Origin of the sequence: Neptunomonas antarctica (assembly GCF_001305295.1) — a bacterium.
Taxonomy (GTDB): domain Bacteria; phylum Pseudomonadota; class Gammaproteobacteria; order Pseudomonadales; family Balneatricaceae; genus Neptunomonas; species Neptunomonas antarctica.
This window is the reverse complement of the sequence record NZ_LJSI01000015.1, coordinates 142,923-166,915: the sequence shown is the minus strand read 5'-3', so window position 1 is coordinate 166,915 and position 23,993 is coordinate 142,923. Positions and strand designations below refer to the sequence as shown.

Genomic DNA, 23,993 nt, shown 5'->3' with positions numbered 1-23,993 from the left:
GCCAGTATTACCGGCATCTATTTACTATCTTTTTTCTTAAGAGCGGGATTAGGCACAAACATTAGCGGCTTTGATGTAGGCGCAGGATCCGGTTTTTTATTGACCCGTGTTTCCAGCTCGGCCTCATCCGGGGAACCATCAATATTCTGGCCGTTCACATAATCACATTTAACACACTCGCGGTACTCGCGAATCTCGTTTCGATAGATACGAATCGTATCCATCTCACCACAACGAGGACAGACAGCCCCCGCCACAAAACGTTTTATTACCGTCATATTTACGCCTTCTTTTTTTGCAACAATGCCCAGAAATGCAATTGTTCCTTTTATGCAACAATTAAGCTATTGATAAACATATACTTTTTTATAAAATCTTCTGATTGGTTGCTGCTGAATTTCCAGCAGCAACCCTTTATTTCTGACCTGAAAATCTAAACATTGATACCGGAATGTTTTAATAACGCATCCACTTTTGGCTCACGTCCACGAAAAGCCACAAACAACTCCATTGGCTCTTTAGAACCCCCGTTCTCCAGCACTGTTTCACGGAAACGCTGACCCGCTTCCTGATTAAACACGCCCTGCTCCTCAAACAATGAGAAGGCATCAGCAGAGAGCACTTCAGCCCATTTATAGCTGTAGTATCCGGCGGCATAGCCACCACCAAAAATATGGCTGAAGCTATGCTGAAAACGGTTGAACGCCGGCGGTGTAATCGCGGCTACCTGCTGACGAACCCCTTGTAACAACCCTTGAATATCGGTTTTACCCGCTTCAAATTCATGATGCAGCTTAAAGTCAAAGATGGACAGCTCCAGCTGGCGCACCATCATCAGAGCAGACTGGAAGTTTTTCGCCGCCAGCATCTTATCTAATAACTCGACAGGCAGCGTTTCGCCCGTTTGATAGTGCCCGGAGATAATGTCCAGTGCTTCAGGCTCCCAGCACCAGTTTTCCATAAACTGGCTCGGTAGCTCTACGGCATCCCAGGCAACACCGTTAATACCACTCACATCAGCATATTCCATCTGCGTCAGCATGTGATGCAAACCATGACCAAACTCATGAAACAGTGTGGTTACTTCATTATGTGTCAGCAGTGCCGGATCATCACCGACAGGTCCATTAAAGTTACACACCAGATAGGCCGCTGGCAGTTGTAACGAACCATCTTCGAGACGACGACGGGTGCGACAATCATCCATCCATGCGCCACCCTGTTTATTAGCGCGGGCAAAAGGGTCTAGATAAAAACGCGCAATGGTCTCTGCATTACGCTTAACGGCAAACAGACGCGCATCGGGATGCCAAACATCAACGTCCGCCACTTCTTCAACTTCGATATTAAATAAACGCCCTGCAACCTCAAACATTCCCTTAAGAACTTTTGGATAAGGGAAGTACGGACGTAGCATTTCTTGTGAAAGCGCATAACGTGATTGTTTAAGCTTTTCAGAATAGTAAGACACATCCCAGGACTCGACACTCTCAGCACCAAACTCTTCTTTAGCAAACGCGCATAGCTCTTTATATTCCTGACGAGCCACATCAACGCTTTTATCCGCCAGATCATAAAGGAACTGCAACACCTGCTCTGGCGTATCGGCCATTTTGGTGGCGAGTGAGTAATGTGCATAACTTTCAAAACCCAGTAACGCCGACATCTCCTGACGCAATGTCAGAATTTCAGTCATTACTTCTGAATTATCCCACTTGCCAGCACTTGGCCCCTGGTCAGATGCACGTGTCGCGTAAGCCTCATAGACTTCACGGCGCAACGCCCGATCATCGCAATGCGTTATCACCGGGAAATACGAAGGAAATTCCAGCGATAACAGATAACCCTCTTTCTCTTTAGCCTTAGCCGCTTGCTTTGCTGCCGCCAGCGACATCTCAGGCATGCCTTTTAGCATTTCAGGATCAGTAATCAGTTTTTCCCAGCCCTGTGTGGCATCCAGCACATTTTCAGAAAACTTAGTGCTCAGTTCAGATAAGCGCTGGCGGATATCGGCATAACGCTGTTTTTTATCCACAGGCAGATCAATACCCGATAAACGAAAATCACGCAGATTATGTTCCAGTACTTTTTTCTGAGCGGTATCTAAACCAGAAGACTGCTCTGACACACGTCGATAAGCATTGAATAAGCCTTCATTTTGGCCCATCTCCGTCCAATAGGCCGACAACTTCGGCAAGTTTTCGTTATATGCTTCTCGCAACTCATCACTGTTAAGTACCATGTTCAGATGTGACACAGGGGACCAGGCCTGATTAAGCGCATCATTAATCGTATCCAGCGGTGCAATCACTTTATCCCACTCAGCACTGCTCACATCGCCAGTCAACCTGGCAATCTGCTCACGCCCTTGTTCTAATAACTTATCCACAGCCGGTGAAATGTCGGAGGGTTTAATCTGGCTAAACGGGGGTAGCAGGGTGGATTCCAATAACGGATTGCTCATTAATCTCTCCAAATCGAGTTCATATACGTTACATGAGCGTTACAGAAACGCGTCAAGTACTTGTCGTAGGCACTTATATCTGTACTTATGCCAGTACAATAGAAAATAGTGATTAGTATACAATGGGGGCTGATGATGGCGATGCAAGCGGGTAATAATTAATGAACATTCGATCTTTTCAAGGCATAACACCCACACTCGGCAATAAAACTTTTGTAGACCCTTCAGCGGTGGTGCTGGGCGATGTGATAATCGGGGACGATACCTCTATCTGGCCATTAGTGGTTATTCGTGGCGATATGCACAAAATCCGTATCGGCCACTCCTGTAGCATACAGGATGGCTCTATTCTGCATATCACCCATGCAGGCCCTTACAATCCAGAGGGTTTTCCGCTGATCATTGGTGATCATGTCACGGTAGGCCATCAGGCAATGCTGCATGGCTGCACTATTGGAGACCGGGTGCTGGTAGGTATGGGAGCGACTATTATGGATGGCGCTGTCGTTGAATCCGATGTGGTGATTGGCGCGGGCAGCTTAGTGCCGCCGGGAAAAATACTCGCCAGTGGATTTTTGTATGTAGGCAGGCCAGCCAAACAGGTGAGGGCGCTAAGCGAAGCCGAAATGAACTACTTCACCTACACTGCGGGCAATTACGTAAAGCTGAAAGATAAGCATCTTCAAGAAGAATGGGCAGGGTGAGAAGGCGTTAAGGGAGGCACGCCTCCCTTAACCGTTACCGATCGACTAAGCTGAATTATTAAAGCTGCGCTTCTCTAGAGACAGATGGGACGTTTAACCCTGTTAGTACGACGGCGCTTGTATAAACACGGTTAACCGCGTTTTGATGGCCATCACCTAAATGTGCTTGTACCGACGCACCTAAGTCAGACAAAGGGCTACCGATTGATTTGAAGCCTTGCGCTGTGGCTACATGGCCTGCCGCCAAGTTAGCCTCAACAGACTGAGCCGAAAAATCATTCAGGCCACTAGCAAACGCCTGTGAAGCAAAAAGAGCAGAAGAAAGAAGAGCAGTAGTCAGTAGAGTTTTCATGGTCGTTTCCTTTAAAGAGTTCAGCGTGTTTCGCTGCTTGATGGGGTTACTTTACAAGCCAAACCTGAAATCAAACTGAAATAAGAAACGTGTTTTTAACAATATTTTAGTTATATATATTAAGCTCACAAAACACTGACCGAACTCTCTAAAAGCGCACACATATACATAGCCACTGGCGCCGCAGACTCTACCGAACATGATATAAGAAAGGCGTTCCAGCGCGTCGTCTGAAGTCAGAACTATCCGCTATTTACGCGAGTTATACACACATCAAGGAGAAGCTATTATATGAGTATTAAGGATTTGCTAGGTATCGAACACCCTATTATTCAAGCACCTATGGCGGGCGTACAAGGCAGTGAATTAGCCATTGCCGTATCACAGGCAGGGGGGTTAGGTTCTCTGCCTTGCGCCATGCTGACGCCTGACATGATCCGGGCAGAATTAACGGCCATCACAACGGCAACCAGCAAACCTTTTAATGTGAATTTCTTTTGTCACACGCCACCTCAGGTGAGTGCAGAGCGCGAAGCAACGTGGCGAACAGCACTACAGCCGTATTTTGCTGAATATGATATCAATGCTGATGATATCCCCGCCGGGGCTGGCCGGGCACCGTTCTCACACGCTATAGCTGATGCGATAGAAGCGTTTCATCCGCCCATCGTCAGTTTTCATTTTGGCCTGCCAAGCCCTGATTTATTGGCGCGCATAAAGGGGTGGGGCGCAAAGGTACTATCAACCGCAACCACGGTTGAAGAGGCTAAGTGGCTTGAAGCTCATGGCGCAGATGCCATTATCGCTCAGGGACTGGAAGCAGGAGGGCACCGAGGGCTGTTTTTATCAGACGATATAACCACGCAGGTCGGGACTTTTTCATTACTGCCTCAAATTAGTCAGGCCGTGAATATCCCTGTGATTGCCGCCGGCGGTATCGCCGACGCCAAAGGCGTTGCAGCGGCACTGTCGCTGGGTGCTATTGCCGCACAAATAGGTACGGCTTACTTACTCTGTCCCGAAACAAAAACAAGCCAGGTGCACCGGGCCGCACTAAAAAGCGCATCGGCACAGCACACCGCACTCACGAATCTATTCTCAGGAAGACCGGCTCGCAGTATTGTTAACCGTGTTATTAGAGAAATTGGACCTATTAGCAACAGCACACCTGAGTTCCCATTAGCCACAACGGCGATTACGTCGCTGCGTTCCAAAGCTGAAGCCAATGGCAGCGGTGATTTTTCACCTTTGTGGTGTGGACAAAATGCTACAGGGTGCAAAGAGATATCAGCCGCAGACCTAACGGCAGAGCTTGTGGCTGAAGTGTTAAAACGATAAGACTTACCGACACAAAAAAAAGCCGCTGAACTATTAGAATAGTTAGCGGCTAAAGGTCTGTGTCTACTGCTTGATGAGAGGTCAAATGCGTTACCCGGCTTCTTGATAAGTGCGGGTAACCAGCGCGGATATAATGGAGGGAGGCAAGCAAGCCTCCCGTACAAACGATTAAAGCTGTGCTTCGGTTGAGTTAGCGGGTACGTCTAAACCGGTTAAAGTAACCGTATGGCTATATGTGTGACTAGCAGTGCTGGCAATGTTGTGATTAGCATCACCCAAATGCGCTTGAACCGAAGCACCCAGATCAGAAAGCGGACTGCCAACGGATGCAAAACCCTGAGCAGCGGCTACATGGCCTGCGGCCAGATTTGCTTCAACCGACGGAGCATCGAAGTCACTTAAACCACCGGCAAATGCCTGTGAAGCAAAAATAGCTGAAGAAAGAAGAGCAGTTGTCAGTAAAGTTTTCATGGTCATTTCCTTAAGTTCGTTAGCGTGAGTCGCTGTTTGATGTGGCTACTTTAAATCCCGAAGCTGAAACCAAACTGAAATAAGAAAACTTATTTTGATAATTTTTTGTTATATCATATTTTTATACTTTTGAGCGTTACCATGCCACCTGACTTGCTTTAATAGACACCAATACGACCGACCTTAATTCTGGGGCTGCCAGCAATTTCCGGACAGGCATCGACATCGCTACAACACGTTACATGCTGGCCTTAGCGGGAGCTGTTAAGATGTTATCGACGTCCGAAGATAGTGATGAGATGAGTAAGATGGTTAAAACCAGTTATGCAGGTTCGGAACAATGGCTCAACAACCGTGCGTGGTCCAAGTCGTTCGGTTTCGGTTTGCTGACACTTCGTAAAGAAGCCCGGACGCCGCACACAATGAATAACAGCCTGACTTCCTGGGCAGCAGAAGATAAGCTGCGTTCCTCCACTGGACAGTAAATCAGATATAGACACCGTCCCCTTAAATAGAACGCGGATGGGAATAGATAGCAAAGGGACAACGATCAGAGGTTACAGCAGAGCACGTGTGTATTTTGAACGACGTACATTCAAACCTTTACAACCCACTCTGGCAAATAATAATGGTGGAGGCATGGCCATGAAACAATGTTATACACACCTTTTTTATTTCGGATTACTACTCTTACCGATAATCTCTATAAGCACGTCTTATGCATCCTCTGGCTGTGCCAATGAAGAAGTGCAGGGCGTGGTGCTCAAAACATCATATACGATGCCCCCTGCAGAAGATCCGGATCCGCTGATAGTGGTCGATATCAAGTCAAAAGTAACGTCCTATTTTATCCCGGGACACTCCTATATAGAGAAAGTGACCACCGAAAAAGTAACGATCACCCTGGGGCCAACTCACACAGAGAAAACGCTCCACTCCCAAGCGTGGCACACTCCCGATAAAGTTTATTCCAAAAACGAAAGAGGTAAGCCAAACGTTCGGCAGATGCAGCGCCGTAGCTTTAATACAACCCCGATCTCTTTACTAACAAGTACCAGTGATACCCGGATTTTTCTTGATCGGGAATGTAGCTGGGCTTCAAAAAAAATACCGGGTTTAGGTGGAATAAAAACATGCTCTTTAGCTATTTACGGATGGCCTCATCAAATATTTGCTGAGATTGAGAAAACCAAAGCAAAAGAACATCCCATCCTCTTAGAAGAAACCTGTATACCCAAAAGCAAATTTATTATCCCTGAACTCGACTGGCAGTAACCCGATTACCATGACTATTGTAAAGAAGCGGATACGAAAAGAAAAAGGCGCAGCCAGCATCGTTGCTCCTTTCATAGGACTATCGTTGTCGGAATGCAGAATCACCTGATCAGGCTTAACACCCTCCCTCTGACAGAAATCCTTCATTAAATCGGCGCCAATGCGCTACTCTCTTTCTCATAAACCTGCCAGCCCACTATTTTCCGGCTATAAATATCCACCACTAGATAAAGGTACAAAAAGACATCTCTCACCGCCGTGGGCAAGTAGGTAATATCCCAGCTGCAAAGCTGATTGGGCGCTGTCGCCATTAACGCTCTGGTTTTTTTGATCTGCCTGTTCGGTGTTGATTTTTGTCGATGAGCCAGCTTTTTTTCTGCCTTCAATACGCGACGAAAGAATGATTCCACGCTCGCCTGGCGGCAACACCGGGCACCCAATCGCGCATCCGCATACTCAACCCCACGCCGGAGGCTTTTGACGACTTTGGCGTGAGCGAAGATGGCCATCGCTACCTCCCCAACCAAGACCTACACCTGAAAAGCACAGCGATTGGTAGCACAAGCGGCATAAACATCCAGGATGCCAACCTGCTTAAAACAGAGATCACCTGGGGGGTAGAGCGACGCATGCCCTTTATCAGCAACCTCATCTCGCTGATAGGTCAGGGGATTAGCCCCCCCGGCTCCTTTGAACAACGGCTATACGCCAACAACATGATACCGGTAACCAGCACCAGCATTTTGCGCATGCACACCCGCGCCCGGCAAAATAGCGCGATGGTCTCCCTGGCAGAGCAGCAAGGCTTACCCCGGGCACAAAGCGGCCCGATAGAAAGGTTAGTAGGAACCGACACGGGTATAAGCTTACCCACCACTCCCGGAGGATATGACGGCAGTTTAGTTAGCAGTTATGTGCCTAAATTCATCCCACACACAGGCACTACACATCCTACAGACCCTACTGATCCCGTTGATCCCGTTGATCCCGTTGATCCTGTTGATCCGAAGACGCCTGATGAAGGAACGCCCATTCCACCAGACAACCCCTATCAATGCCAATCAACGTGGGAAGATGAAAAATACCAAGCGAAAAAATGTGAAGGCCGCTGGTACTGCGCGGCAGTAGACTTCACGGAGGACTTAAAAGCAGCCGCCAATGTACTGTGGGATTTTGCGACGGGTTTTTTGGCAGGAATGGGCGACCAAGCAGAAGATATTTGGAATTTACTCAAGGACCCGAGTGTCCTGCTTGATCTTGCAGAGAAGTTCATAAAAGACCCCAAAGGCACGTTGCTGGCGATGCTTGAAGCGGTTAAAGGTGATATAGAAAAAGTAATCCACTGTGGGCCGTTGGATATAGGGCAGATCGCAGGCCAAAATATCACGCCGTTGATCGCCGTAAAAGTCTTGACCAAATTAGCCGACCTTTCCGGTAATGCTAAATTAATTGCATACGCGAATCAGCGGAAAAAGAAAATTAACTGCGAAAGCTTTCCCGCCGGAACACCGATCTGGACGCCGTCAGGCAGAATCGCAATAGAACAGCTGCGCAAAGGAGATAGCGTACACTCACGCCATGAGCAGAGCATGGTCAATCAGCCGCAAACCATTATTGCGCTGTTGAATCGTACCGCTCCGGGTTACCAGCGAATAGACACCGAGTTCGGATCCATCACCACCACCCCTGAACACCCATTCTGGGTGCAAGGAAAAGATCTAGAGTGGGAAGACCCGATCGCCACCTTGCAAGGCGATGCCGTCACCTACGGCAATCAATTCGTAGATAAACCGATCAAGGTTTACAATTTCACCGTCGCAAATACTCCCAGTTACTTTGCGGGTGAAGTCCAAGCCTGGGTGCATAATGCCAACTGCAAAGGAACGTTGAAGGGAAGCCCCTCAAAACTGAGAACCCAGTTAGACCCTGAGGGCAATTATCTGAAGAAAGGCTGGGCGGCACATCATCTCATCACCAGCCAGCAAGCACCTGGGTCGAAGGCTTTACAAGCTGCAGCAGAAAAAGGCGTCTATGATCAGAACTCAGCGTTTAACGGTATTATGTTACCGGGCAAGCAAGGCGCTTTAGCGCCAGACGGTGGTATTATCAGAGACTCGGTACTACCGATTCATAAGAGCGGCCACACGGGCTGTGGTACGGGCGATTGCGTTTCGAATAGTTATCAAGACTATGTTAAGGCTAAGTTGGAGCAATTGGATACAGATTTCGACGCTGCAAATGATTCTGGCAGGCCCTGGAGTGATGAACGGCTGGCAGCAGAGATACAAAAAGTACAAGGCGATATCGAGTCTGACCTACTCGCCGGTCGAGTGCTACTGTGTAAGCCCGGTTCGGGCTGTGAGCCTCAAGCGTGGCAATAAGGAGAAATACGATGGAATATTTACAGGTTAAGCAGATAACGTCAGGGCATAACCTTGTCTATGCAGAAGCGACAGCAAAATGGTTTTTGAGAAATGATGATAGATCAGTAAGAAAGTGGGCCGGCCTTGCTTCTCTTCGATTCTATCAAGATCCAGACATACTGCCGACGTCGCCAATTCCTGTGATCCATATTGAGGACTATAAGGGGGAGGAAGCAAGGTTTGATGAGAGCTATACGCTGCCAGAGGGACGCTTGCTTGATCTGTTTAAATTGGGGATTTATTACTTTGTATCCTCCCGGCTGAAGCGTTTATTGGAAGAAGAAGCGGTTGAAGCCTACTTTACTGAGGCGGCGGTCACCATTAAGGGCGAGCGGTACCCGGAGCCTTATTACCTGCTAGCCCCTAGGGATATGCTGGCAGTATTTGATGAAAACAATGCGGTATTTAAGACTGAGGTAGACCTGGGAGGGGAGTTGAAAATCAGGGCGATAGAAAAATATGCGCTATTAGAGGACGCGATACCGGCAAATCAAAAGTTATTTTATGTGTATATTAACGGGGGAAGCCCCCCTTTAATGCTGCGCTCAGATATTGTCAAAAAAGTGCAAGACATCGGCATGACAGGCATAAAGTATACACCGCTTGACGAGATGAAGAGGATTTAAGTGTACCGTCGATTTATGCTGCCATGTTGAGGCGCACTAGAAACAAGCGGCGTAAGAGTAAAACCTAAAAAGATAACACCAAGGCGATCAGTCGCGGGATATATTTTCCCTAATACGTAAAAAGGAATGACTAAGACATGGATGCACACACGCTAGGAAACCTGGCCGGCCGCTTCTTTATCAGTGCGCTGCTGGTCTATATCATCATACTTAGCTGCAACCGCTTTCAGCTCAAGATGAAGCGCCCCTTAGCGGTTATTGGCACCTTACTTCTCTTTATTTTAGGTATGGCCAGTCATGCCGTGGCAGACGAGCGTGCTAAAAGGCCTTTTGCCGTAACCGCCATTCCTCAAGCCGGGTTACAAATCTATATTCCTGATCGCCCCGCATGGCACTGGGAAACAGAGCTAAGACAAGATGCCTATGCGATCGTGCTGACAACCCCAGAAAACTACTACCCACCTGCCCGTCTCGATATCGTCCGCATCCCCAATCAAAAGATCAACACCGGCACTCTGCCCTTAGTGGCGATGAGTGGATTAAAAACCGTCCGCAAAAAGATGGGGATAGCAGAGCCGTTTACGGTGAAAAACATGCATAAAGTCAGCTATGGCGACATCGTTGGCTATGAAGAGATCATCAGCATGAAAACCCAAGGCCAAACCTTCGCCATCAAAAGTTTTATGGGCATGCTCCCTTCGGGCCTTCCGATCAGTTTTTTCCTGGCGACGGGCGACGGGCAACTCAGCCACATCGAACCCATGATCGAAAAAATAATGAGTCATACCTCGCAGTTGTAAACTCAAAAACGCAGCGCAGCCAATGCAGGACGGGGCCGTAACGCCTTAGGCCAGTAACGACGTTGGCTTTGGGCGATGAAAACCTCAAGTGGAGAAATGTAGAAACCGAAGCAGCCTTCGATACAGACTATGGCAAGTATGTCGGCTCTAAAGGCATAGACAGTATATACCGAGGCAAAGATGGCAAAATTTACATAGTCGAATCTAAAGCCTCGGGTTCTAAAGATAGCGCAAGTTGTAAGGCAGGCTCCCTCTGTACATCCAATGATGGCAAGCAGATGAGCCAGGAATGGCTATATAACGACCGGCTGAAAAATGCAGGATGACCCTAAGCTTTACCACAATAGCTTGTATAAAAAGTTATACAGCGTGTTTGATGCACCACCGGAAAAACGTCCGAAAATTATTACCGGCTTTCTGGATAACTGGGAAAAGTTCCTGCTGAAAGAGGATATCCCGATGATGAACTCTGATGATCACGACAGACCTGGCTGCGGATGGACAGGCTATTGGTGCTACCCAGCGGCGGCACTGGTAGCCGCACTCAATATCGACGACAGTACCTTTATTGACCACGAGTTTTATCCGACCGACTTAATGTTTGCCTGTGCGCCGTATCGCGGTGAGCCTGTTATCCTGCCGCCTATCGTTGATGCGCCAGAACCCTTACCCCCCGCCCCTAAGCGCAAACCCAAACGCCAGCCTGCACCGGCACTGCTTATACCGTTTACTGAGGTGTTTGATCAGCTCGCTGCAACACTGCCCGAGAGTTTACAAAACACGCTCTGGAACCAGATGATCACCTGGCTAAAAGAGGAGTATGAAGGCGATACGCTGGATGCCATCGATTTTATCTACGCACTCAATGGTGGAGAGGTGGGCGCTGAGCTGAACAGCCGCTTCAAGCGCACGTTGATGCTGCATGTCGACTGGAAGGATGATGAAAGCGCACTGCACTTCACACAACAGATGGCACGCACCGTAGGAATAGACGCCTTATTTGAACCCGACCCGCTGAGCCTCAACGCACCCGAACGTGTCTGGGAAGTACTCTTTATCTTCAATGAGTGGCTGGCACCGCAGGGCTGGTGTGTGTTGCCGCTTAACCTGGGTGATGATGCCTACCATGCCTGCTTGGTATCAGCGCAATCAGAAGAAGAGGTCCGTACACTATTGGAATCTACAGGTTTTTCGCTGCATACGTTTACAGCAGGGAAGCCTTTTTAAGGCTGTAGATAGAGGCCCTTCCCTCAGGCCTCCTGATCCGTTTTATCCTGGCGATAAAACTGAATGTAACTAGTACTCATATTTTTTATCTGTCAGTGTTTTAAGAAAAGCCACCAGCGCGTCAATACGCTGGTCATCCAGTGCGGGACCGGTTTCCAGCTCTTTACGCGAGAGCGTTTCAGGGATTTCTGGCGCGCGCCATTGCTCACCGGTTTCAGGATTGATTTGGCGCTTTGCGCTACGGCTGTTGTACTGGTTATAAAACAAAATCACCGTCCGTAAATCAGAAAACACACCGTTATGCATATAAGGACCTGTGACAGCTACATTACGTAGTGTCGGGGTTTTGAATTTGCCACGTTGTGCTACGTCATCCACATTGGGATGATTAAGTAAGCCGTTATCACTTTGGGTTACGCCGTTCAATGCACGCAGTTTAGTATTGGCCGGTACGCCAATGTTATGAAACTCATAATTACTAAACGTTTCTTCTTGCTGTTCAGGCAGTGCGCGTAACTGATGACACAAATTACAGTTGGTAAATTGCTGAGAGAAAAAGAGGGTGCGCCCTAAATCTTCTTGCGGTGTGAGTTGATATTCGCCCCGCAGATAGCGGTCATATTTGGCATCAAAGGGTGAGAAAAAATCTGTTTTCTCAAAAGCAGCAATCGCATCCGTCATGGCGGCATAAGCGCTGTTGGATTGCTCAAAAATTGCTTCTCCGTAGAGTCCTTTAAAAGCGGCTTGGTACTGGCTATTTTCTTGTAACCTTGCCATGACACTGACTTTATCCAGCAACCCCATTTCACCAGGATTAAGTGGTGGGCCAGCGGCTTGATCGGCTAACGTATTAGCACGGCCATCCCAAAACTGACCGCCGGCAAAAACCCCGGCCTTGGTTTGATGAAAGGGCGGCGAAAACGCGGCATAACTGGCTGATGGTGCATTTCTGTCGCCTAGCGATTTTCCATCATCTCCTAGCGAGACGGCTAAGGCGGCATCTTTTCCCCGATGATCGACAAACCCTTTATCCGGCGCATGGCAGGTGGCGCAGGATTGCGTCCGATTACGCGACAAGTTCACATCAAAAAACAGCTGCTGGCCAAGAGATATCTTCTCTTTTTGCTGTATTTCCTCGGCGGAAACACTCACCACATTCATCATTGATACCTGGATAAATAACAATACAGCAACCCTTTTCAATGTAACGACCTCCACATAAAGTAATAGTTTTTATCGGGTTCACTATCAAGACTTTTTATTAAGCTCACCCCCAAACAATATTTGTAATGATAACGCTTATCATTTATATTCACATCCAATATTTAATTTTCAGGAGGATTCGATGAAGTTATTTTCGCAATTAACACTGGCCGCCTTAGTCGCCACAGCAACTCCAGCCGCTTTTGCTAACAGTGACTCTGCTATTTTTAGTACCTATAGCGATATTGCGGAAGCGACTTATGGCGACGCACTGACCAGCGCTAACACACTTAGCGCGGCCGTAGACACATTACTGAAAACGCCGACGACAGCAAATCTCGATGCCGCAAGACACGCCTGGATTAATGCCCGGGTTCCCTACCAGCAATCAGAAGCCTACCGCTTTGGCAACGCTATCGTGGATGAGTGGGAAGGACGGGTAAATGGATGGCCATTAGATGAGGGCCTGATAGATTACGTGAATACAGACAGCTACGGTGCGGAGTCCGATGAAAATCAACTTTATACCGCCAATGTCATCGCTAATCCGCTATTAACACTCGGCACCCGTACGATTGATGCATCTATTATTACTCCACAACTACTCTCTGAAACACTGCACGAAGCCGATGCTATCGATGCCAATGTCGCCACCGGTTACCACGCCATTGAGTTTTTGCTGTGGGGCCAGGATCTGAACGGAACACAAAAGGGTGCAGGGGCTCGTCCGGCAACCGATTTCAGTATAGAAAATTGCACAGGCGGACATTGTGATCGCCGTCGCGATTATCTCACGGCGGCAACCACGCTGCTGATTAGCGATCTGGATGAGATGGCAAACAATTGGAAAGTAGGCGGCGCAGCGCGAGCCCAACTTGCTGAAAAAAGCGAGAAAGAGTTCTTAACTACCATTTTAAGCGGTATGGGTAGCCTCTCATACGGCGAGCTGGCTGGCGAGCGTATTAAACTCGGCCTGATGCTGCACGATCCGGAAGAAGAACATGACTGCTTTTCCGATAATACTCATAACTCACACTTCTATGATGCCATGGGTATCAGGAACGTTTATTTGGGTGAATATACACGTATAGATGGTAGCAAGATTAAAGGTCCGAGCTTATCAGATGTCGTCCGTGCAAAAGCACCCGAGGTCGATCAGCAACTGCGTGATGAACTCAATTCAACACAAGCGGCGATGCACGCGATGGTAGAACAAGCCAATGAAGGCAATACCTTTGATGTACTGATTGCCAGCGGTAACACTGCCGGTAATGCCATCGTACAAAAAGCCGTCGATGCGCTGATCACTCAGACCCGCTCTATCGAGAAAGCAATGAGCGCACTCGAACTTGATGGCGGGGCGCTGGAAGGTTCCGATAGCCTTGATAACCCCAACGCAGCACTGAAAAACTAACCACTCAGATATGAAACGGTTCTACTTGGTATTGATCATTATTGCGATCGCTGCTCCCACGGCAACGATCGCAACTTTACTCGGCTTTTCACAAGCACAGGCTTCACCAGCTTATGCCAGCGAGCCGCACCCTGATGCTCCTTATAAAAAGCCTGAGCGAGCCTTTTCATCTCCCTCAGCCAATCTGACTCAGGAAGAACAGATGGCCTTTACATTGGGCCGCAGTCTGTTTAAAAAAATATGGGTGTCTTCACCGTCTTCCACCACGGCCAGTGATGGACTGGGCCCGCTGTATAATGCCCGCTCATGCCTGCGCTGCCATATTCGAAATGGCCGGGGACACCCCATTGAGACAAATAACCTTAAAAACCCGGCCGGATCGATAATCATGCGCCTCAGTATCCCTGCGCAAACACCACAGCAACAGGCCATGTTAGACGCAGGAAAAATAGGTGTGATTCCTGAACCCATTTATGGAACGCAGCTACAGGATTTATCGGTACAGGGATTGCAGGCAGAAGGGCGCATCAACGTCCGTTATCAGGAAATAGCCGTTCGCTTTCCTGATGATACCGCGACGGTCTCTCTTCGAAAGCCTGAGTACCGTGTTGAGCAGCTCCAGTATGGCCCTCTGCATGCTGAAACACAGTTATCGCTCCGTGTGGCTCCACCCATGATTGGATTAGGGCTATTAGCCGCCATTAAAGAAACCGATATTATCGCTAACGAAGATCCTGACGATCACAACCATGATGGTATCTCTGGCCGCACCAACCACGTTTGGGATATTGAGCAACAACAGTCCGTGATCGGACGCTTTGGCTGGAAAGCAGGTAACCCAACCCTGAAACAACAGAATAATGCGGCCCTGCATGCGGATATGGGTATCTCGTCACCGATGTTTCCCAAGGGGGCAGGTGAATGCACAACACAACAAATACGCTGCCAAGCGATGCCCAACGGCAATAGCGCGCATCTGGATAACGCAGAAGCATCTGCTCAGATAGTCGATTGGATTGAGTTTTATACGCGTAATCTGGCGGTTCCGGCACAGCGTAATACCACCACTAAAACGGTTATCAATGGTGAAAAGCTCTTTACACAGATCGGCTGTCAGCAATGCCACACGCCGCGTTATGTAACGACAGGTGATGCGCCTGCGGCACAGGCCAACCAAACCATCTGGCCTTATACAGACTTGCTGTTACATGACATGGGCGAAGGACTGGCGGATCATCGCCCGGAATTTGTTGCCACGGGCCGGGAATGGCGTACACCGCCCCTGTGGGGAATAGGCTTAACTCAGGCAGTCAGCCAGCATACCCAATTTTTACATGATGGACGCGCACGGAATTTGCTTGAAGCGATTCTCTGGCACGGCGGCGAAGCAGAAGCCAGCAAGAGACGCTTTATGCAACTGACACCATCCAACAGACATCACCTGATCACTTTTGTGGAATCACTCTAATGCAACCAACCGGCTCACTCACACCCGTTTTACTCGGCATATCTTTACTCATACTAGGCGTGGGCACTATGCATGCGTCGGCACATACGGCTGTGCATGCTGCTGAAGCGCCGAGCCAGGCACCAACTGAAGCGCAATGGCACACATTAAACAGCGCTATTATCGAACAGCATGTGATGCCACGCTATCAGCTATTGGCAGACAATAGTGCGACGCTTGAGAAACAGGTTCAGCAGCTTTGTGATGCCCCGAGCCTTGAAACGCTTAGCGTGGCACGCACTGGCTTTAATGCGGCACAAGCCAGCTGGCAGGGCGTGCAGCATATTCAATTTGGCCCAGTAACACTGCTGATGCGTAATTATTCACTCCAATACTGGCCCGATAAAAAGAATATTGGCGCCAAGCAACTTAGCGCCGCTCTTGCTTCGAAAACTTTGGCATCGAAAGATCCGGCATCAACAGACCAGAGATTCGATGAAGAATTTTTCCGTGCTGCGAGTATCAGCGTTAAAGGTTTTCCTGCGTTAGAGCGCTTACTTTTTACCAACAAGCATCTGATAGACACAGCGGATACTGCCGAATGTAGCCTTGCTCACGCTATTGCGCGCCATATTTCGGATACGGCGGCGTCGATTCATACCGAATGGACAGAAGAGACCCGGTTGATCTCAGCAGCGGGAGAAAACAATATGACTAACGACGATTCAATTCCTGCCTACGAGACGCCCTCAGAAGCGGCAACAGAATTTATGAAATCGCTGGTCGAGCCGGTTGACGCGCTTCGTGATACCAAACTTCTATCACCCTTAGGTGCATCAGCTGCGCAGAGCCGCTGGAAGAAAAGCGAATCATGGCGCAGCGAACAATCCATTAACAACATCCGGCAGAACGTAATCGCCTTACATGAGCTTTACAGTGGCACGCAGCCGCTTAGCGTTAAAACGCTTTTAGTAGCGTCAGGCGACAGCGTCAGTGCGCAATTAATTGAATCTGAATTCAAGACGATTAGCGAACAACTGGCGGCTCTTCCCGCCATTACTGACCTGAAGATCACAGCAGCTATACGCCAGCAGTTATTGCAAACAACCGAGCATTTGCTGGTGCTGCAAAATACCCTGGAACAGGCCATGCAAACGTTAAATATTCAACTGGGGTTTAACAGCCGTGATGGGGATTAACCGACGTCAGTTTTTAGGCTGGATAGCCGCAGCCCCCTTACTGTTGCAGAGTCGTGCAAGCCAGGCCCTGAATGCGAACATGGATGTGGATGATGCTTCATTACTACGCTTCACGTCGGCCAGCCAGAGCCTCACGGGTGAGCATTATCTGCATCTGTTTGACGGGCTTGGTAAAGAGATCATTCGCCATGCTCTACCGGGCAGGGCTCATCAGGTGATCAGCCATCCAACTCAACCTTGGCTATTGGCCGTGGCCCGGCGTCCAGGTACGTCTATCGAGGTGCTGGACTATGAAAACGGAACATTAGTGCAGCGGATCAACTGCGCTAACGACCACCACTTATATGGGCACGCACAGATAACCGCGGATGGCCGCTATCTGCTAACCACCGAAAACAGTGCACAACACGACGATGGCCGGCTGGTGATACGTGATATCAATAACCATTTTCAGGTAATTAACGAATACTCAACCGCAGGTATCGGCCCACACGAACTACGCTTGTCGAGTGACCAGAAAACCGTCGTAATTGCCAACGGCGGTATAAAAACACAGGGCAGAGAAAAAATGAATCTGGCGTCGATGCAGCCTTCATTGGCCTATATCGATGTGCACAGCGGCCGCGTACTAGAACAAGTGAACCTGCCTGATCAATATCACCAATCCAGTATCCGGCATATTGATATCGGTGCTGAGGGTCAGGTGATTATCGCCATGCAATATCAGGGAAACCCCGGAGACAACGTCCCGCTAATCGCTTATCACACACGCGGAGAATCCATTAAGCCCTTAAATATACCATTAGGAGTACACAGCCAGCTCAACCAATATTGCGGCAGCGCCTGTTTTGATAGTTCCGGTGAGTTTGCCGCCGTTTCAGCGCCACGTGGCAACCTCATTACTCTCTGGGACATGCGATTACAGCAGTTTCATGCCGCCATCAAAATTAATGATGGCTGTGGTCTGGCGCCTACAGAGCGCGCGGGGGAGTTTCTTGTGAGTACCGGACGTGGAAGACTCTACACGATTGATAGCCACACTCTTGCACGCAACTCCTTAGCAGCAAGCACCGATCATTCTATACAGTGGGACAATCATTTATCTTTGGTCAGTTTCTAGCCATTGATCTGCCTCAACGTTTGATCAGATTATGCTAATACACCCCTCTCGAAAGTTCTATGCTGGGTAAAGGTGCCTAAAGATAGACAGAGAGGGATACGTTATGGCGGGTCAGTTTCGGATGATGGACGGTAATGAAGCCGCCGCTTATATTGCATACCAGTTAAACGATGTCATCGCGATCTATCCGATTACACCGGCCTCGCCCATGGGTGAATTAAGCGATGCATGGAGCGCCAGTGGTAAACCTAATCTCTGGGGCACAGTACCTGATGTTATTGAGCTGCAAAGCGAAGCCGGTGCGGCCGGTGCGGTTCATGGTGCATTACAGGCCGGCGCCAAAACCTGTACATTCACCGCATCCCAAGGCTTGTTACTGAAAATCCCCAATATGTTCAAGATAGCGGGGGAGCTAACGCCTACCGTGTTCCACATTGCGGCGCGTTCGGTAGCCAGCCATGCACTGTCGATTTTCTGTGATCACAGTGATGTGATGGCAGCGAGAACCACAGGTTTTGCGATTCTGGCGTCAAACTCCGTACAAGAAGTGATGGATATGGCGACTATTGCTGAAATGGCATCACTGCAAGGGCGGGTGCCGGTTCTGCATTTTTTTGATGGTTTTCGTACCAGTCATGAAGTCAGCAAAGTAAACATCGTTACCCCCGACATGCTGCAGCAGTTAATTGACCGAGATCTGATTCGCGCTTGCCGTGATCGCGCTTTATCCCCTGAACATCCCGTAGTACGCGGTACCTCGCAAAATCCTGATCTGTTTTTCCAATCCCGTGAAGCCAGTAACCCTTTTTATGATGCCTTTCCTGAGGTGGTGCAAACCGCGATGGATCGCTTTGCGAAAGTCACTGGCCGCCAATACCAAACATATCAATACATTGGCTCACCGAGCGCTGATAAAGTTATTATCCTTATGGGCTCAGGTGCGGAAACAGCAGAAGAAACCGTTACTTACCTTAACAAAAGCGGTGAAAATACCGGCTTGTTAAAAGTACGCCTGTTTCGTCCTTTTGATGCGCAACGTCTCTTAGATGCATTACCTGTTTCGGTTAATAAAATTGCGGTGCTGGATCGCACTAAAGAGCCGGGCGCTAACGGTGAGCCGCTCTATAAAGACATATCCACAGCACTGCTTCAGTCGCTATTTCAGGAGCAGTCAGCAAAAAACCTGCTGGAAACATCCGACAAAAAGTTATCCACAGTCACTATTCGTATTCCTAAAGTGATCGGCGGCCGTTTTGGCCTCTCATCTAAAGAGTTCACCCCGGCAATGGTCAAAGCGGTGTTTGATGAGCTGGATAAGCCACACAGCAAGAATCTGTTTACCGTTGGGATTAACGACGACCAGACGCACACCAGCCTGGATTACGACCCCGATTTTTCGATTGACGCCAACGCGGCCAATTTTCAGGCGCTTTTTTATGGTTTAGGTGCCGATGGAACGGTTAGCGCGAACAAGAACAGCATCAAAATCATTGGTGAGCAGGATGGATTTTATGCACAGGGGCACTTTGTTTACGACTCTAAAAAGTCCGGTGCGATTACCGTGTCACATTTACGCTTTGGCGCAGAGCCGATTCATTCAGCCTATGAAATTCAGGATAACCACGCCAATTTTATTGGCTGTCACCAGCCCGACTTTTTAAAACGCTACCCCATGCTGGATAAAGCTAAGCAGGGTGCGGTGTTACTCATCAATACCGCCGCGTCACCCGCACAGGCGTGGGAAACTTTTCCGACCTCCGTGCAGCAGCAGATTATTGATAAACAGATACGCGTACATATTATTGATGCCTATCGCGTGGCTGGCGACGCCAAGCTAGGCAAACGTATTAATACTATTATGCAGACCTGTTTTTTCGCTATCTCAGGCGTACTCCCGCACGACCAAGCCATTGCACAGATAAAAGCCGCAGTACAAAAAACCTATGGCCACCATAGCAAAAGGATTGTCGACCTCAATATAAAAGCGATTGATGCCACTCTTTCGCAGTTGCATCAACTTACTATACCGGCACAGGCCACCAGCCGGATTCCGATGCATGAAGTACAGACAGAGCGCGCCAGTGCGTTTGTGAAACAGTTAACGGCCGAATTGATAGCCGGGCATGGTAATCAGATCCCTGTCAGTCAGGTGCCACAAGACGGCACCTGGCCAACCGGTACCGCCCGCTATGAAAAGCGCGATCTGGCACATGAGCTGCCCCAGTGGGAAGAGGATTTGTGTACGCACTGCGGCAAATGCGTACTGGTCTGCCCACACGGTGTGATGCGCGCCAAAGCATTTGCGCCCGAACAGTTGAACGATGCACCCGCAGGCTTTAAAGCCGTACCGATCAAAGGCGCAAAAGAGTTCCCGGAAGGGACGCTGATTACGTATCAAATATCTCCACAAGACTGCACCGGCTGCACGTTGTGTGTGGATATCTGCCCGATTAAGGATAAAACCAATGTCAGCCGTAAAGCGCTGAACATGGTACCCAAGGAACAAATATTAGCGCAGGAAAAAGACAACTGGGCATTTTTTGAGCAGATTCCTGAGTTTGATCGTAAAGGGCTGAAAACCGGCACTATCAAAGGTGCGATGTTAATGCAGCCGTTGTTTGAATTTAGTGGCGCGTGCTCCGGTTGCGGCGAAACCTCTTATATCCGACTGGCCAGCCAGTTATTTGGTGACCGTATGCTCGTCGCCAATGCAACCGGTTGCTCATCCATCTATGGCGGAAACTTACCCACAACCCCCTGGACAAAAAATCACGAGGGCAGGGGGCCGGCATGGAATAACTCACTGTTCGAAGATAATGCCGAATTTGGCCTGGGCATGCGCGCCGCTGTGGATAAACAGCATGAGTATGCCCGCGAATTACTGATCCGCTTAACACCTCAGCTAGATCAAGTGCTTGTCGAAGCAATTCTAAGCGCTGATCAGGCGGCCGATAAGAATGCCGAAACCGGTATTGAAGAACAGCGCCAGCGTGTCGCTGAATTGCGAAAACAGCTGGACAAGGTTAAGCATCCCGATGCTCCCGAATTAGCCCATATTGCCGATCAGCTGTGCCGTAAAAGCGTCTGGATTATCGGAGGCGATGGCTGGGCTTACGATATAGGTTACGGCGGACTGGACCATGTGCTCGCGTCTAACCGCAATGTCAATATTCTGGTGTTGGATACCGAAGTGTACTCCAACACCGGTGGCCAAACCTCAAAAGCGACGCCTCTGGGAGCGGTGGCTAAATTCTCTGCGGCGGGAAAATCTACCGGCAAAAAAGATCTGGCGCGTCTGGCAATGGATTACGGCCATGTGTATGTAGCGCATGTGGCCTACGCCGGAAAAGATGTGCAAACACTGCGTACCTTTCTTGAAGCGGAGTCTTACGACGGGCCATCGTTAATAATCGCTTACTCACCTTGTATCGCCCATGGTTACGAGCTTCAGGATAATCATTTGCATCAGAAACTGGCGGTTGAAAGCGGCCATTGGCCACTGTTCCGCTATGATCCGCGCAAAGCCGCTGAGGGGAAAAATCCGCTTAAACTCGACTCTAAAGCGCCATCCATTCCCTATGCTAAATTTGCCTTACTGGAGTCTCGTTTCAGTATGCTTTACCGCACCCACCCCGAAGAAGCGAAGCTGTTGCTGGAACGCGCACAACATGAGGTCAGTGAACGCTATAAACGCTACGAACAACTGGCTGAGATGGATTGGCAGGCGGCACCCATACCCGAAGCAGAAGCGGGTCCCGAGCCTGAGATAAAAAATAAGAAGGAGATCTCATCATGAATAAGCTCACCAGCAATTACCTGGGCATGGTCTTAAAGAGTCCGTTGGTCGCCTCCGCATCGCCACTGACCGCAAGCTTGAAAAGTGCCGCAGAACTGGAAGAAGCGGGCATTGCTGCCATTGTTATGCGCAGCCTGTTTGAAGAGCACTGCCAGCAGGATAATGAGATTATTCATAAGCTTCTGCATGAACAGGATATCGGCCACGCAGAAGCCAATGGTTATCTGCCTACGCCGGTTTTAGAAAAACTGAAAACCACCGAAGATCATTATCTGGAAACCCTGATGTCATTAAAGCAGGAGCTCTCTATTCCTGTGATTGCCAGCCTTAACGGTGTGTCGCTGGAAGGCTGGGAAGAGCATGCTGCTAATATGCAGCAAGCCGGTGCCGATGCACTTGAGCTGAACATCTACTATGTAGCGGCCAACCTCAGAGAAAGCGCAGAGCAGGTGGAGCATCGTTACACCGAGATTGTCAGCCGGGTGCGCAAGGTTGTTGATATTCCACTGGCGATTAAAATTTCTTCGCAGTTCAGCAGTCCGTTACATTTTGTAGAAAAGCTGAAAGTAGCCGGTGCGAATGCGGTAGTGATTTTTAACCGTTTTTATCAACCGGATATCAACCTGGAAACATTCGATGTAGATAGCCATATTGAGCTGTCAACCTCGTCAGAATTGTTGGAGCGACTCCGCTGGACCGCTATATTGAAACATCAGGTGGCGATTGATCTGGCGGTCACCGGCGGGGTGCATACCAGTGCCGATGTGATTAAAGCCTCACTGGCCGGAGCCGACATCACCCAACTGTGCAGCGTACTGCTACAAAAAGGCCCTGCCGTTATTACTGAACTCAACCGTGACATCAATAACTGGTTAGACGCCAATGAATACGAATCCTTAGCGCAGCTACGCGGCAGTATGTCACATTCTAATACCCGTGATCCCGGCCGTTATGAGCGTAGTAATTATCTGGACCTACTGGACGGCTGGGGCCGATAAAGCATCGATTATCAACACAACACAGCCTGTCTTTTGAAAAGTGGGCTGTCAAAACAGAACTGGCTTTCGAAAAGAAGGCAGGCAAGCCTGATAACCTTTGTTTTAAAGACTTCCAGCTTTGTTTTCGTTAGTTACCATCTGTCTCTCACGGGCTGTCCAGCCTTACAATAGCGTCATTAAAGACTCCTTATATTGGCCCTCTTATTGGACGCTTAACTGTTATGACAATGCTAACGACACTGATGAAACCCTCCCATGCGCTGCTGATCGTTGTCGCTATCATTTGGGGCTTTGCATTTGTTGCACAAACCACCGGCATGGAGCATTTGGGCCCGCATAGCTTTAATGCGGCCCGCTTTTTACTGGGGGCGCTTTCGTTGATTCCGCTGTGGCTTATTTTAGGTAAACACAAGCTACCGCTTAACAAAGATCTGTTCATCGGAGGCCTGGTAGCAGGCACTGTGATGTTCGGTGGTTTTAGCTTTCAGCAAATAGGCCTGCAATATACCACGGCCGGCAATGCCGGTTTTATCACGGGTATGTATATCGTTATGGTGCCAATCGTCGGCGTTGTCTTAGGCCATGCGACCAATATGAAAACCTGGAGCGGTGTTTTGCTGGCGCTTGCCGGTCTTTATGCCTTGTCGGTATCCGATGACCTGACCATCAATAAAGGCGATGCGATGGAACTTATCGGAGCTTTTTTCTGGACGGCTCACGTGCTCATTTTAGGTTGGTTATGCCGTAAGGTAGATGCCATAAGCCTGTCGATCCTGCAATTTTTTGTGGCTGCCATTTTAGCGGCCATCGTGATGCTTATCGTCGAAGAGCCTACAGTCGCTCAATTTGAACTGGCTATGTGGCCCTTGCTGTATGCAGGCGTTGCTTCCAGCGGTATCGCCTTTACACTACAGATCATTGCCCAACGCCAGGTAGAACCCAGCGTCACAGCGCTTATTTTATCCACAGAAGCTGTTTTTGCCTTAATCGGAGGGTGGTTACTACTCAACGAACAACTCACCAGCAATCAGCTAACAGGGTGCGCATTAATGCTAACCGGCATGCTGATTAGCCAATGGCCGGAGCGCAAGCCTAAAGCCACCATTGAGCAAGGCGCTGCTTTGTAGAATCAGGGC

General features: G+C 49.0%; 21 protein-coding genes and 1 pseudogene. 16 read left to right on the top strand and 6 right to left on the bottom strand.

The annotated features are described in order from the left end of the window. Positions 1–17 precede the first annotated feature (17 nt). Positions 18–278, bottom strand: a complete 261-nt coding sequence (locus Nant_RS01065; RefSeq protein ID WP_054339786.1) for a YheV family putative zinc ribbon protein — start codon at positions 276–278, stop codon at positions 18–20. Between the two features lie 155 nt (positions 279–433). Further along, positions 434–2,464: an oligopeptidase A gene (prlC, locus tag Nant_RS01060; protein ID WP_054339785.1), complete on the bottom strand. Its 2,031-nt coding sequence runs from the start codon at positions 2,462–2,464 to the stop codon at positions 434–436. 161 nt (positions 2,465–2,625) lie between these two features. On the opposite strand from prlC, the gene Nant_RS01055 reads away from it, so the two are divergent. Continuing rightward, complete coding sequence (locus Nant_RS01055; RefSeq protein ID WP_054339784.1) at positions 2,626–3,168, top strand: gamma carbonic anhydrase family protein; 543 nt, start codon at positions 2,626–2,628, stop codon at positions 3,166–3,168. A 58-nt stretch (positions 3,169–3,226) separates the two neighbouring features. Here Nant_RS01055 and Nant_RS01050 read toward each other — a convergent pair whose 3' ends face one another. After that, positions 3,227–3,520 (bottom strand): hypothetical protein, encoded by a 294-nt coding sequence (locus tag Nant_RS01050; protein WP_054339783.1) that lies wholly within the window; start codon positions 3,518–3,520, stop codon positions 3,227–3,229. Between the two features lie 291 nt (positions 3,521–3,811). On the opposite strand from Nant_RS01050, the gene Nant_RS01045 reads away from it, so the two are divergent. Beyond that, entirely contained in the window at positions 3,812–4,858 is a 1,047-nt protein-coding gene (locus Nant_RS01045) for an NAD(P)H-dependent flavin oxidoreductase (RefSeq protein ID WP_054339782.1), read from the top strand. A 168-nt stretch (positions 4,859–5,026) separates the two neighbouring features. Here the strand turns inward: Nant_RS01045 and Nant_RS01040 are convergent, their stop codons facing one another. Further along, positions 5,027–5,329, bottom strand: a complete 303-nt coding sequence (locus Nant_RS01040; protein WP_054339781.1) for a hypothetical protein — start codon at positions 5,327–5,329, stop codon at positions 5,027–5,029. A gap of 269 nt (positions 5,330–5,598) precedes the next feature. On the opposite strand from Nant_RS01040, the gene Nant_RS01035 reads away from it, so the two are divergent. Further along, positions 5,599–5,814: a hypothetical protein gene (locus tag Nant_RS01035; protein ID WP_143773464.1), complete on the top strand. Its 216-nt coding sequence runs from the start codon at positions 5,599–5,601 to the stop codon at positions 5,812–5,814. 154 nt (positions 5,815–5,968) lie between these two features. Continuing rightward, entirely contained in the window at positions 5,969–6,604 is a 636-nt protein-coding gene (locus Nant_RS01030; protein WP_143773463.1) for a hypothetical protein, read from the top strand. 51 nt (positions 6,605–6,655) lie between these two features. On the opposite strand, the pseudogene Nant_RS01025 reads toward Nant_RS01030, so the two are convergent. Further along, positions 6,656–7,011, bottom strand: a pseudogene (locus tag Nant_RS01025) (DDE-type integrase/transposase/recombinase); the annotation flags it as partial. Between the two features lie 84 nt (positions 7,012–7,095). On the opposite strand from Nant_RS01025, the gene Nant_RS01020 reads away from it, so the two are divergent. The 5 genes from Nant_RS01020 to Nant_RS01000 all read left to right on the top strand — a co-directional run bounded on the left by Nant_RS01020 (position 7,096) and on the right by Nant_RS01000 (position 11,680). Continuing rightward, the gene (locus Nant_RS01020; protein WP_054339777.1) at positions 7,096–8,985 is read left to right on the top strand and encodes a polymorphic toxin-type HINT domain-containing protein; all 1,890 of its coding nucleotides are present in this window, start codon (positions 7,096–7,098) and stop codon (positions 8,983–8,985) included. 11 nt (positions 8,986–8,996) lie between these two features. Then, positions 8,997–9,653, top strand: coding sequence for an imm11 family protein (locus tag Nant_RS01015; protein ID WP_054339776.1), 657 nt, complete (start codon positions 8,997–8,999; stop codon positions 9,651–9,653). Between the two features lie 137 nt (positions 9,654–9,790). Next, positions 9,791–10,453 carry a hypothetical protein gene (locus tag Nant_RS01010; protein WP_054339775.1) on the top strand — a complete coding sequence of 221 codons (663 nt, stop codon included), beginning with the start codon at positions 9,791–9,793 and terminating at the stop codon, positions 10,451–10,453. Between the two features lie 62 nt (positions 10,454–10,515). Then, complete coding sequence (locus tag Nant_RS01005) at positions 10,516–10,779, top strand: hypothetical protein (RefSeq protein WP_054339774.1); 264 nt, start codon at positions 10,516–10,518, stop codon at positions 10,777–10,779. After that, positions 10,769–11,680, top strand: coding sequence for a DUF6630 family protein (locus tag Nant_RS01000; RefSeq protein WP_054339773.1), 912 nt, complete (start codon positions 10,769–10,771; stop codon positions 11,678–11,680). Before Nant_RS01005 ends, Nant_RS01000 begins: the two co-directional genes overlap by 11 nt. Before the next feature lie 69 nt (positions 11,681–11,749). On the opposite strand, the gene Nant_RS00995 is transcribed toward Nant_RS01000, so the two are convergent. Beyond that, complete coding sequence (locus Nant_RS00995) at positions 11,750–12,883, bottom strand: cytochrome-c peroxidase (protein ID WP_338011150.1); 1,134 nt, start codon at positions 12,881–12,883, stop codon at positions 11,750–11,752. Positions 12,884–13,025: 142 nt separating this feature from the next. On the opposite strand from Nant_RS00995, the gene Nant_RS00990 reads away from it, so the two are divergent. From Nant_RS00990 to Nant_RS00960, 7 genes are all read left to right on the top strand, one after another. Next, positions 13,026–14,297, top strand: coding sequence for an imelysin family protein (locus Nant_RS00990; protein WP_054339771.1), 1,272 nt, complete (start codon positions 13,026–13,028; stop codon positions 14,295–14,297). Between the two features lie 10 nt (positions 14,298–14,307). Further along, a complete protein-coding gene (locus Nant_RS00985; protein WP_054339770.1) occupies positions 14,308–15,765 on the top strand; it encodes a di-heme oxidoreductase family protein in 1,458 nt (485 codons plus the stop codon). Continuing rightward, positions 15,765–16,943, top strand: coding sequence for an imelysin family protein (locus Nant_RS00980; RefSeq protein WP_054339769.1), 1,179 nt, complete (start codon positions 15,765–15,767; stop codon positions 16,941–16,943). Before Nant_RS00985 ends, Nant_RS00980 begins: the two co-directional genes overlap by 1 nt. Next, a complete protein-coding gene (locus Nant_RS00975; RefSeq protein WP_054339768.1) occupies positions 16,933–18,063 on the top strand; it encodes a DUF1513 domain-containing protein in 1,131 nt (376 codons plus the stop codon). Before Nant_RS00980 ends, Nant_RS00975 begins: the two co-directional genes overlap by 11 nt. 103 nt (positions 18,064–18,166) lie before the next feature. Beyond that, entirely contained in the window at positions 18,167–21,859 is a 3,693-nt protein-coding gene (gene nifJ / locus Nant_RS00970) for a pyruvate:ferredoxin (flavodoxin) oxidoreductase (protein ID WP_054339767.1), read from the top strand. Then, positions 21,856–22,857 (top strand): dihydroorotate dehydrogenase-like protein, encoded by a 1,002-nt coding sequence (locus tag Nant_RS00965; RefSeq protein WP_054339766.1) that lies wholly within the window; start codon positions 21,856–21,858, stop codon positions 22,855–22,857. Before nifJ ends, Nant_RS00965 begins: the two co-directional genes overlap by 4 nt. 221 nt (positions 22,858–23,078) lie before the next feature. Continuing rightward, positions 23,079–23,984, top strand: coding sequence for a DMT family transporter (locus tag Nant_RS00960; protein ID WP_238377034.1), 906 nt, complete (start codon positions 23,079–23,081; stop codon positions 23,982–23,984). Positions 23,985–23,993 lie beyond the last annotated feature (9 nt).

What these genes read in the sequence shown, in the direction of transcription:
- Nant_RS01065 (WP_054339786.1), bottom strand. Translation starts at nt 278, where the DNA reads ATGACGGTAATAAAACGTTTTGTGGCGGGGGCTGTCTGTCCTCGTTGT.
- prlC (WP_054339785.1), bottom strand. Translation starts at nt 2,464, where the DNA reads ATGAGCAATCCGTTATTGGAATCCACCCTGCTACCCCCGTTTAGCCAG.
- Nant_RS01055 (WP_054339784.1), top strand. Translation starts at nt 2,626, where the DNA reads ATGAACATTCGATCTTTTCAAGGCATAACACCCACACTCGGCAATAAA.
- Nant_RS01050 (WP_054339783.1), bottom strand. Translation starts at nt 3,520, where the DNA reads ATGAAAACTCTACTGACTACTGCTCTTCTTTCTTCTGCTCTTTTTGCT.
- Nant_RS01045 (WP_054339782.1), top strand. Translation starts at nt 3,812, where the DNA reads ATGAGTATTAAGGATTTGCTAGGTATCGAACACCCTATTATTCAAGCA.
- Nant_RS01040 (WP_054339781.1), bottom strand. Translation starts at nt 5,329, where the DNA reads ATGAAAACTTTACTGACAACTGCTCTTCTTTCTTCAGCTATTTTTGCT.
- Nant_RS01035 (WP_143773464.1), top strand. Translation starts at nt 5,599, where the DNA reads ATGTTATCGACGTCCGAAGATAGTGATGAGATGAGTAAGATGGTTAAA.
- Nant_RS01030 (WP_143773463.1), top strand. Translation starts at nt 5,969, where the DNA reads ATGGCCATGAAACAATGTTATACACACCTTTTTTATTTCGGATTACTA.
- Nant_RS01015 (WP_054339776.1), top strand. Translation starts at nt 8,997, where the DNA reads ATGGAATATTTACAGGTTAAGCAGATAACGTCAGGGCATAACCTTGTC.
- Nant_RS01010 (WP_054339775.1), top strand. Translation starts at nt 9,791, where the DNA reads ATGGATGCACACACGCTAGGAAACCTGGCCGGCCGCTTCTTTATCAGT.
- Nant_RS01000 (WP_054339773.1), top strand. Translation starts at nt 10,769, where the DNA reads ATGCAGGATGACCCTAAGCTTTACCACAATAGCTTGTATAAAAAGTTA.
- Nant_RS00990 (WP_054339771.1), top strand. Translation starts at nt 13,026, where the DNA reads ATGAAGTTATTTTCGCAATTAACACTGGCCGCCTTAGTCGCCACAGCA.
- Nant_RS00985 (WP_054339770.1), top strand. Translation starts at nt 14,308, where the DNA reads ATGAAACGGTTCTACTTGGTATTGATCATTATTGCGATCGCTGCTCCC.
- Nant_RS00980 (WP_054339769.1), top strand. Translation starts at nt 15,765, where the DNA reads ATGCAACCAACCGGCTCACTCACACCCGTTTTACTCGGCATATCTTTA.
- Nant_RS00975 (WP_054339768.1), top strand. Translation starts at nt 16,933, where the DNA reads ATGGGGATTAACCGACGTCAGTTTTTAGGCTGGATAGCCGCAGCCCCC.
- nifJ (WP_054339767.1), top strand. Translation starts at nt 18,167, where the DNA reads ATGGCGGGTCAGTTTCGGATGATGGACGGTAATGAAGCCGCCGCTTAT.
- Nant_RS00965 (WP_054339766.1), top strand. Translation starts at nt 21,856, where the DNA reads ATGAATAAGCTCACCAGCAATTACCTGGGCATGGTCTTAAAGAGTCCG.
- Nant_RS00960 (WP_238377034.1), top strand. Translation starts at nt 23,079, where the DNA reads ATGACAATGCTAACGACACTGATGAAACCCTCCCATGCGCTGCTGATC.